8 protein-coding genes and 1 CRISPR repeat array are annotated in these 9,660 nt (G+C 27.7%); all 8 genes read right to left on the reverse strand.

Going from position 1 to position 9,660, the window contains the following annotated elements:
- Window positions 1-685: direct repeats of the CRISPR family, unit length 24 nt; unit sequence ATCCTATAATAGTCTTATTCTAAC.
- A gap of 106 nt (window positions 686-791) precedes the next feature.
- Genes cas2 through cas6 form a run of 8 tightly spaced genes read right to left on the reverse strand, consistent with a single transcriptional unit; the run spans window position 792 to window position 9,488 of the window.
- The gene (cas2, locus tag KO464_00245; protein ID MCC7571804.1) at window positions 792-1,055 is read right to left on the reverse strand and encodes a CRISPR-associated endonuclease Cas2; all 264 of its coding nucleotides are present in this window, start codon (window positions 1,053-1,055) and stop codon (window positions 792-794) included.
- Window positions 1,055-2,029, reverse strand: coding sequence for a type I-B CRISPR-associated endonuclease Cas1b (cas1b, locus tag KO464_00250; protein MCC7571805.1), 975 nt, complete (start codon window positions 2,027-2,029; stop codon window positions 1,055-1,057). Before cas1b ends, cas2 begins: the two co-directional genes overlap by 1 nt.
- A gap of 2 nt (window positions 2,030-2,031) precedes the next feature.
- Complete coding sequence (gene cas4 / locus KO464_00255) at window positions 2,032-2,526, reverse strand: CRISPR-associated protein Cas4 (protein MCC7571806.1); 495 nt, start codon at window positions 2,524-2,526, stop codon at window positions 2,032-2,034.
- A gap of 26 nt (window positions 2,527-2,552) precedes the next feature.
- Window positions 2,553-5,204: a CRISPR-associated helicase Cas3' gene (gene cas3, locus KO464_00260; GenBank protein MCC7571807.1), complete on the reverse strand. Its 2,652-nt coding sequence runs from the start codon at window positions 5,202-5,204 to the stop codon at window positions 2,553-2,555.
- Window positions 5,194-5,904, reverse strand: coding sequence for a CRISPR-associated protein Cas5 (gene cas5 / locus KO464_00265; GenBank protein ID MCC7571808.1), 711 nt, complete (start codon window positions 5,902-5,904; stop codon window positions 5,194-5,196). Before cas5 ends, cas3 begins: the two co-directional genes overlap by 11 nt.
- 56 nt (window positions 5,905-5,960) lie before the next feature.
- Window positions 5,961-6,806, reverse strand: a complete 846-nt coding sequence (locus KO464_00270) for a type I CRISPR-associated protein Cas7 (GenBank protein MCC7571809.1) — start codon at window positions 6,804-6,806, stop codon at window positions 5,961-5,963.
- A 15-nt stretch (window positions 6,807-6,821) separates the two neighbouring features.
- On the reverse strand, window positions 6,822-8,714 hold the full coding sequence (locus KO464_00275; GenBank protein ID MCC7571810.1) for a hypothetical protein: 1,893 nt from the start codon (window positions 8,712-8,714) through the stop codon (window positions 6,822-6,824).
- A gap of 45 nt (window positions 8,715-8,759) precedes the next feature.
- A complete protein-coding gene (gene cas6 / locus KO464_00280) occupies window positions 8,760-9,488 on the reverse strand; it encodes a CRISPR-associated endoribonuclease Cas6 (protein MCC7571811.1) in 729 nt (242 codons plus the stop codon).
- Window positions 9,489-9,660 lie beyond the last annotated feature (172 nt).

The raw sequence follows: 9,660 nt of genomic DNA on the forward strand, positions 1-9,660 counted from the left end.
ATCCTATAATAGTCTTATTCTAACGATCATAAAATAATTATTGAATGTGATGGGGATTATATTTCAATCCTATAATAGTCTTATTCTAACTCACCTAAACGCACAGAGAAAGAACTCAATGAGATAATTTCAATCCTATAATAGTCTTATTCTAACATATCCTGTATAATATTTGGGGGTTGGTGCAGATTTATTTCAATCCTATAATAGTCTTATTCTAACCAGAATGGTTGAGCTTTTCAGATCACAACCGTTAATATTTCAATCCTATAATAGTCTTATTCTAACAAACCGGTGAAATGGGAAAGCTATTTAGTTGATCCTTATTTCAATCCTATAATAGTCTTATTCTAACACTGCTTAAAAGATTGCACGAATATTCACTAGAAAAATTTCAATCCTATAATAGTCTTATTCTAACCCAGATGTATCCATCATCGTATGTTGTGCATCTTCCATTTCAATCCTATAATAGTCTTATTCTAACATCGACCTGTTCAGAGCCTTTAAATCTGATAAACTCATTTCAATCCTATAATAGTCTTATTCTAACGAGAAGTAGAATCGAACTTGACCAGAACTGGAACATATTTCAATCCTATAATAGTCTTATTCTAACTGCTGCAGGAACGGCTTATGTGAAAGATGCTGCTGAATTTCAATCCTATAATAGTCTTATTCTAACCGGCCGGAAAAACGCCCATTTTCTCAATATAAGTCCAATAAACCTTCTATTTTATAAAACTTATCTTGGATGTCAGATCATGCATTGCATATATAAAGATCCACGACTAGAGAATATTTGATAAGTCAGATTTAGGAGATCCAATCGTTTCTCTTACTAAAAATTTATCACTTTTAGATATGTAGATTATAACATTATCTTTGTCTTTCTTTATAATTTCATTTAGTCCATTTTTTAGTTCTCGAAGTTTTGAATCTGTAATCTCCCCTTCAAATACTGAATTTTGAACCCAGTTTAGATGTTGTCTTAGGTAGCTTTTTACTTTATTTACTCTTTTATCAGATACATCGTATACAATTATAATGTACACTACCACCAGATCCTAAAAGCTTCATAATCTTTTAATCCACTAACATGTTTTATCAGTTTATAGCATTCTAATCTTATTATATGTTTGTATGAAACATTTCTGTCCAGAGCACGATGTTTGATTGTTTTATCAAGACGTTCATTATAATGTTGCAAAAATAATCTTCTTCCAGTATCTTTGAGAAGACAATAGTTTAAATCTTTATCAAAATCATCTTCAGAAATTATTCTTTTGTTCAAAAGCTTGAAAACTACCCTATCCCCAATAAATGGTTTGAAAATTTCACTTAAATCTAAACTCAAAGAAAATCTTCTCTTAAAGGGCTCATGAAGGTAAGATATGGTTGGATTTAATTGAGTATTATATATTTCTGATAATATTGTCGCGTACATCAGTGAATTTGAAAAAGATATTAACGCGTTTACCATATTTTTAGGTGGCCTTCTAGTTCTTTTATCAAAATTAAATTCTTCAGGAAGTATTTTGTTAAAAGTTTGGTAATAAATATTTCTTATGTTACCTTCTACACACATTAATTCACTTATTGTATCTGTGCCTTGAATTTTCTCTTCCCATCCTTTTATGGATTCTAATTCTTCATCAATTTTATAATAAGATAGATTTTTCTTTATGTTGGATATTCCCCCTCTTAGTATCTCTTTGGCAAGAAACATTCTTTTTTCTTTATCTAAGTAGTGTTCTGCCTGTCTTACTATAGTTTCTCCAGATAACAGGGATTCCCGAGGATAGTAAGTACCTTCATAATAACCATAATAATTGAAAAAATGGATTGAAACGCCTTTCTTTGATAAATAAGAAACAACTCCTGATGTGAAGGTAACTCTGCCATAACAATAAATTGATGAAATTGTCTCGATTGGTAAAATATGTCTTTCCTTTTCAGAATAGAAATATACAGTATTCTCTTTTCTACTTAGAACTCCATTTTTTAATAAATAAAAATCCTGTTTCATGTTTACACCCAACAAAAATCATAATAACTACATTTTGTGCAATATGATCTCTTCTCTGGTTGCGGCATAGAGCCTCCGATAATTAGAATTATTTCATTTGATACCCTCTCTAACTCCTTCTCTTTTTCTTCAGTTAGGATTATTTCTTCAGTTTTTTTAATAAGAGGGTAATCTAAAATTCCTTTTGCAGTAATTTCCATTTCTTTTAGTTTATAGAGATAGAATAGTAATTGATAAATTGAAGCTTTTTCCATTTTCTTTGATTTCTTAACTTCATATATCACTAACTCATCTTTCTTTTGGATTAAATCTATTTTCATTCCGGGCAGATTTACTTCTTTAATCATTCTTTTATGAACTGATTCATGAATAATTTTACCATCTTTTACAACATCGGATGAATGTTCCATCGTTTGAAATTTCGAGAAAAGCCAGAGTTTGGTTTTACAAATAAAGAAATAGTTTATTTCTGTACCGGTAATGTTACTATCTATCATAGTTAATTAATCTAGTGGATTACAGATTATATCATTCTTATAGTATAAACACAAATTTCAGATTTAAGCTTGTTTGTATCAATACCGTCTTTGAAAGAATAATATTTCAAAAATTTATCAGTGGATATAATAGTATTATACTTTTCATCGTATTTTACAAGTTCGTTAGATATCATATGATCAAATAAACATGTGTTATTTTCATAGATTTTTATGTTATTTATCGTCACGATAAATTGATTAAACAAACTAGTTATTCTTTTTCTAATGTATTTGTCTTTAAATTTATCCGTTGAACTGAGAATAGTTCGCCATACCTCAAAAACATTTTTAGTTATTAATTGATTATCTTTAATTATATTATTTATTCCCTCAAATCTCTTAATATCCAGATCTTCTGTAAATGTTAGGATATATTCTCTGTCTTCTGTTGATAGGTCGTCCAAGGAGATTATTTCATTGATGAATATATCAATCTGTTCTATTTCTTGTTCTATGACATCAATCATATCATTTATTGTTTTATAGTGGAGTTGATTTATTTCAGTTATAACAGAATTGAAAGAATCTCCTCCTATCCCTTTTACTTCTTTGGCCAATATTTTGTAGTAGTAATCAAACTTTTTATACTTTAGAATCTCATTTAATTGGGAAGGGGTAAAATTTTTTAAAACATTATATCTGGAGCTTTTTGTTGGGGAGTATATTTTTTGAACATCATATTTTTCTCCATCTTTATATTTTATTATATATAATTTTGAGATTTTGGATTTTTTCTCATCACATTCCCTGTTAATTCTTCCAGAGATTTGTTCAAGGCTTTCCAGTATAGAGTAGTCTCTCACTCCAAAATCACAATCTATGTCCATGCCTGCCTCTACAGATTGTGTGGAAACTAAGATGGTATTTTCATTATTAGTTTTGATTTTAAATTCTTGAATTATTTTTTTTCTTCTATAAGTATGAATAGTTCCGTTTAAAAGATATATCTTAAAATTATTAAAATAACTATCATCTTTTAGGCAATCGTATACTTTTCGTGAAGTGCTAATTACATTAAAAGTCAATAATATTTTGACTTTTTTGTTTGAATAATTCTCATTAATTTCTTTGATAACTAATTTTTTTATTTCTTCAATATCATGTATGCCATATCTAAATTCTACAGAGTTCCTTTCAAGAAGGGGGTGATTAAAGTATTTAGTTGGGTCTTCAAGAATTTGTGGGATTTTGACATTATCCAAAAAATAATTTAAATTTGGAAGCGTGGCGCTCATAATTATGTAATAGATGTTCAAATTTTTACTAGTTTCATTTATGAAATCATAGAATATTCTCAAATTTTTATCACTCAAACTTTGTATTTCATCTATTATGACAATGCTGTTACATAGATTTGCTATTTTATACCTATTATCTCTATTATTCTTAATGAAAACATTGAAAAAATTAACATTGGTAATTATATTAACACAGTTATTTAAGAAATTATCATTTTTAATAATAATTAAGTGTTGAAGATCCGAAGTTGAATCATTATCTGTTTTTAATTTGTCAATATATGCGCTTGAGTAAATATCTGAGATTTTTCCAACTTTATTTGGAAACAATAAAGAATTAAATAAGGCTCTATCAATTACTTTACTGTTCTGTTCTATTATATTAATAAAAGGAAACACATAAAATATTCTTTTCACACAATTATCATATTCTAAAATATTAAGCGCTAGTTTCATAGATATATTTGTTTTACCCCCTCCTGTAGGAACAGACAACATAAATATCCTATTATTCTCTTCCAATAACTTTTTCATTTGAGTATTGCATTCTATTAATATTTCACGACGTAACTCGTTGACGTTTGTTATGCCAGAAATAGTCTTTAATTGAACATTATCTATATTTTTATTATAATCAACTTTTAAAAAAGACTCTTTCATACTCTCTTTAGTTTTCTCATCCAATATATTCAATTTGTAGAATTCATCTAGACTACTTGTATAGTGAAACGTAGAATATGAATCACTCATTACGAGCAATGAATAAATTAACTTTACAAGTAGGAATAATCTTTTCCACTCAAAATTAGGATTATCCCAAAAATCAACTATAGTATCTTGTTTAATTTCTATCTTTTCGATCTTAATAATCTTAAATATTAATTCAGTTATCTCTTTTTCTATTTTATTTTCTTCTTTAATTTTTCCTGTAAAATTTCCGATAGGACTATGGTGAAAATCAACTATGTAGGAAAACAAATAAATTGTGTCTTCAAATCCTGGGAATTTTTTAATCAAAAACGAAGAAATGGATTTTGAAGAATAGAAACTGTGTCTTTTATCTCCAGATATATTCTGATCTTCAACATTAATTTTTTGAAAGTATGGATTTATTTTTCCTATATCGTGATAGTAAATAAAATATGCAATTATTTCTTTTACAGTATCTGTATTTTTCTCTGTAAAAATTTTTGATATCATATCATCAATTATAAATTCTAATTGCATTTTGTCGACCAAGTATACAAAATACTTAGAACATAAATCCGAATGATCTTCCAAAGACTCTAATAAGACTTCTGAGTTAATCTTTTTTCTATGGGCTGAACTATAAATATGTGGAGGGATCACTGAAGTATCAAGAGAATTAATTATTTGTTGAAATTTCTCAAAAAACATAATAAGCTCGATCTCCCGAAACAATAAAATCATTAGGATTAGTAACACAGATTTTTGCTATAGTTTCGGGTACGGCCATTAAGCAATAAATATATTTGAAGTTTTCATCAAAACCAAAAGGAATCATCTCTAGTTTAAAGTTAGTTTTATTTATTCCATTAGATAGTAACTCAAAGGGAAATATACTTTGACAATTAACTGAAGTTTGTGAATTATTTGTTAAGTCTTCTAAAGAAATATATTCAATACTTGCAGGAAATTCATTTTTCCCAAAATAGACATTAAATACAGATTTATTACTTTTTATATTTTCTATTATTTTGTTATGTAGTTCATTTTCTTCATTTAAAACTAATCCAATTTCATAATCTGGATCCATCAATATTTGCTCTTTTATAATCACATTTGGAGAAGATACATCTTTTCTATTATTTAGAAAACTATTTAGGCTGTTATATGTAACGACAAATTTACGATCTCTTTTATTTTTGGGATATATATAAATCTGGATGTCACTTAATCTTTCATAATATTCTGGAACTGTATCTTTGTTTATATATCCCCTAAGTCCAACTATGGCACCAAGAATTCCCAATAGATGAGGTTTAGGAATTATAGAATAAGTATTTTTAAATAGATTACTTGCTGGCTGATTGAAGTGCGCAAAACTACCATATAATCTAAACTTTAACAATTTCATATGTTTCTTCCCCTCAGTTTTTTTATCTACAGACTAAAAGTATTAAAGATAATCTGTTATTCTAAACCTTTATTTTGCACTTTAGAGCTATAATTTTCTCTAATTTGTGCTTCGCCTTTGACATGCTCCATTACTTTTTTATAATCAATAAATACTTCGTTATTTTCTTCAAAAATATCTACTAACGAATTTAAATTATTGAATATTTTATCGTCTTTGTTTTCAAGCCAAATGAAACTTACAGTTTCAACACCAAACATGGTCGTAGATACTACTTCTCCAACAGCATATTTCATTGCTTCTTTTAATTTAGTAATGTCAGAATCAGTTATTTTTATCCCTTGTTTTTCTGCAGAGTTCATATTCAAACAAATGTCATAAACATAGTATACATCGTCCCCTCTTGATTCTTCACCTATAGTTGTTTGTTGGGCTTCTTGACTTTTTTCATTTGGATTCCGGTAGGGGGACAATATACTTGAAACATAAATATTAGAGTTTTCGTATCTATTTATCCCATAACCTATTTGGCATGGGCCTGTTATAGATATGTTGCTGTCGACTGCAAAAACAACGCCAAAAAGACGAACGTCTATAAAGGCTAAAAGATTATCAATTATTTCTTTCTCGTCTTTTGGTAATTCTTCTACTTTGCACTTTTTTAAGTAGTTCTCTTTTAAAGTTAGATACCTTTGTTTTAAGTTTCCTTCTTTCCCGCGAAATTCTTTTTCTCTTTGCACAAATACAGGGTCTATTTTTGAGAAATATTCCCTAAGACAATATTTAAGGGCTTTATCTGTAGCATATATCCTACCATCAGGCAATCTTCTGGGCATTCCGTCGAAACTAGCATTGAAATTTGAATTTTTTGCATTTATTACAACAATCCCATTATAATTCATTCACTTCACTTCCTTTTATTCTTCTATTATTTCTTTTTCTTTTTTAGATCCATATAGGTGGCTATTATCAAAATAGCCAGTGTATATGGGAATTTTGTTGTTTTCATAAGAATCATGAAACTCATGGGCCAATACATTTTTCAAACTCATTTGAAATCTTACATTGCTATCTATATATTCGTTGTGTGAATATTTTTCAAGGACCTCCAATAATCTCTTTTTTAAATATTCCATATTATGTACATTCAATGTATATTTTGTAAAAAGGTCAAGTTTATTTTTTGTTTTACTATGATTCAATAAATACCGAAATAGCTGCCCCATTAAATAACTAGCCTCGAAATCATTTTCTATTTCAATATTCTCTATATCTTTCAATTTTTCTTCTAATACTTTATATTTTTCCAAATATAGGCCTCCATTCGATTCGTTATTTAGATATTTATAATAGATTATTAAAAATAGTCTAATTTTATTATTGCTAATTTTCATTGTATCTCTTAAATTAATATTTCTAATAATTTCAGATAAAAATTCTTTAAATAATTTTGAATAGTTTTTATCTGTAAAGAAAGAACTATCTTGATAAAAAATATAATTTCTTATCATGAGATTATATTCAAGAATTTTTTGTTGCAGGAACGGATGTAAATTCATTAAATTTTTTGGGTCAGTTTCAAATAAAGAAGGGACAAGTGTATTATTAAATAGTAAATTTATATCACTAAGAAAGATAGATTTGTTTTGTTCATTAGATATTGAGTTGACTTCATTGTTATTCAAGTTATTACTAGAAGAATATAATGAAGTATCTTTTATATTAAATGCGCCATATTGGCTAACCATTTGATAATTAAAATTAGAAATGTATCTAAATTCTATGTTATCTAGCGTAGGATCTGTTAATATCATTACATAGTCAAATTCTCTAAAATTATTCTTTTCATACAATATTTTTAATATTTTCAAAATCCCTGGAGGATCTTTTGCATAATTTTTATAGTCATTTTGACTAAATAAATCTGTTTGAGTAGGAAAAACATAACGATAAAATTTGTATAATTTCAAATATTCAAAGAAATAATATACTAACATAGTACATGTTTTACATAGATTATAATTTTCAGAGCTATTGGATTTTAAATTTGATTTATATCTTGTTGGATTTCTCAACAAATATTTTCTTTCCCGCCCAAGATCAAAGGTATTTCCTTGAGTTAGAGTATATAATTGGCCATTTTTTTTACATGCACTACATTCCCCCATATAAGAATTATATTTTAGTATTTTTTCATTTACATACCTCTCAAAAATCCCTACATATTCACTAATATCCGTTTCATTCACTAAGAATACAATATAATCATTTTTAGTTAGATTGTATTCTTTATTAGAAAAGTTTTCAAAGAAAGTTATAACTTGTTCAATAAGTTTAGGAAATTTAGAATAATACTCAGTCTTTTCAATTCCTTTTTTGAACTCTTCAATTTTTTTAGTAGAGAATTCTAGCACAGTTCCTTCTCGACTAGTTTCGCTTATATCGTTCATATAGTTATTTTTGATAAAAGAATCTGTAATCCTAAAATGAGTAGGGCTATGACTTAGTAATGCATTGCTGCCTCCAATATTATTTGAATTATTATGGGTGGGATTTATGAATTTCTCTGGATTTAAGAATTCATTTAATTCTTCTCTTTTTGAGTAATTGCATAAAAAAGAAACTTCATCTATAATTTCTGATATGTCTTTGTAATTTACACAAATAGATTCATACTTCTTTAGATTTTTTTCATTATACGTTGGAGATACTATCAAGATTTTGTTGTTTCGATATTTTGCATCTTGTGGTGTTCTGAATATTGATCGATAATCTTCTTCTGAAAATAAGTTAACAATAAAATTATACATATAACCCTCCAATAGTTACAATAAGATCCCAATCAAATTCAAATTTCAAAATTTACCCCCCGTATCAATAACCTCAACCATTCCAAATCCCATAGAATTTTTTTCTCCGAATCCCGACTCATATCCTAGTTTAATTAGATTGGGATTTCCATATGCCTTAAATTCAATATAATGTGCAGTGTGATAAGTATTTTTTATTTTTCTTTTCGTACTTCTCAATATGCTTGATATCTCAAAGTTTACTTTGGAGTTGTCACTTTCCTCCCCATAATAAATAGAGTATTTTCTTTTTAGATTTCTTTCAAGATTCTTATAGAACTTTATATCGTTTGGAGAAAGGTCCCAAATCTTGAGCTTATTGTCCATATTTATTTTTGTAGTTATACATATTGGAGATATAGTTTTGAATTTTATTGCGTCATGAATATCTATATCTTTGACAACCCCAACGGATTCCAGGGTAAGTGGAACACCTGCAATATGAAAAGAAGTATTTTTAAATAAACCTTCAACAAAAGAAACTGAGATATCTTTTCTTGGTGATGAAAAATAAAAGTAACACATACCTTTAATAAGAAGTCCTTTTTCATCCATCGGGATAACTCCTTTCAAATCAGAAAATGTAAACAATTTAATATCCTTTGAGTAATGTAAGTCTTCAGAAATTTTATTATCCGCTCTTTCAATGGAAGAATAAATAAATGAACCCACATAGTAATTGTAATTATAAGGTATGATGCCGTTCTTTGCCGAAAATGTTAACTTGAATCTCAATTCTACCACTGAAAATATTATTCATTTAACTTTATGTATTTGAATTTATAAAGATATGGGAAAAAATGACTGTATGTCTTATCCCAAAATCATTTCCCGTGAGGAAATGTTATTGGGGTATGGCAAAGCTCAAGGAGAGTGCAAGTTTCAGATAGCCCTAAAGGAGCTAGGG

This window comes from Methanofastidiosum sp. (genome assembly GCA_020854815.1).
Taxonomy (GTDB): Archaea; Methanobacteriota_B; Thermococci; order Methanofastidiosales; family Methanofastidiosaceae; genus Methanofastidiosum.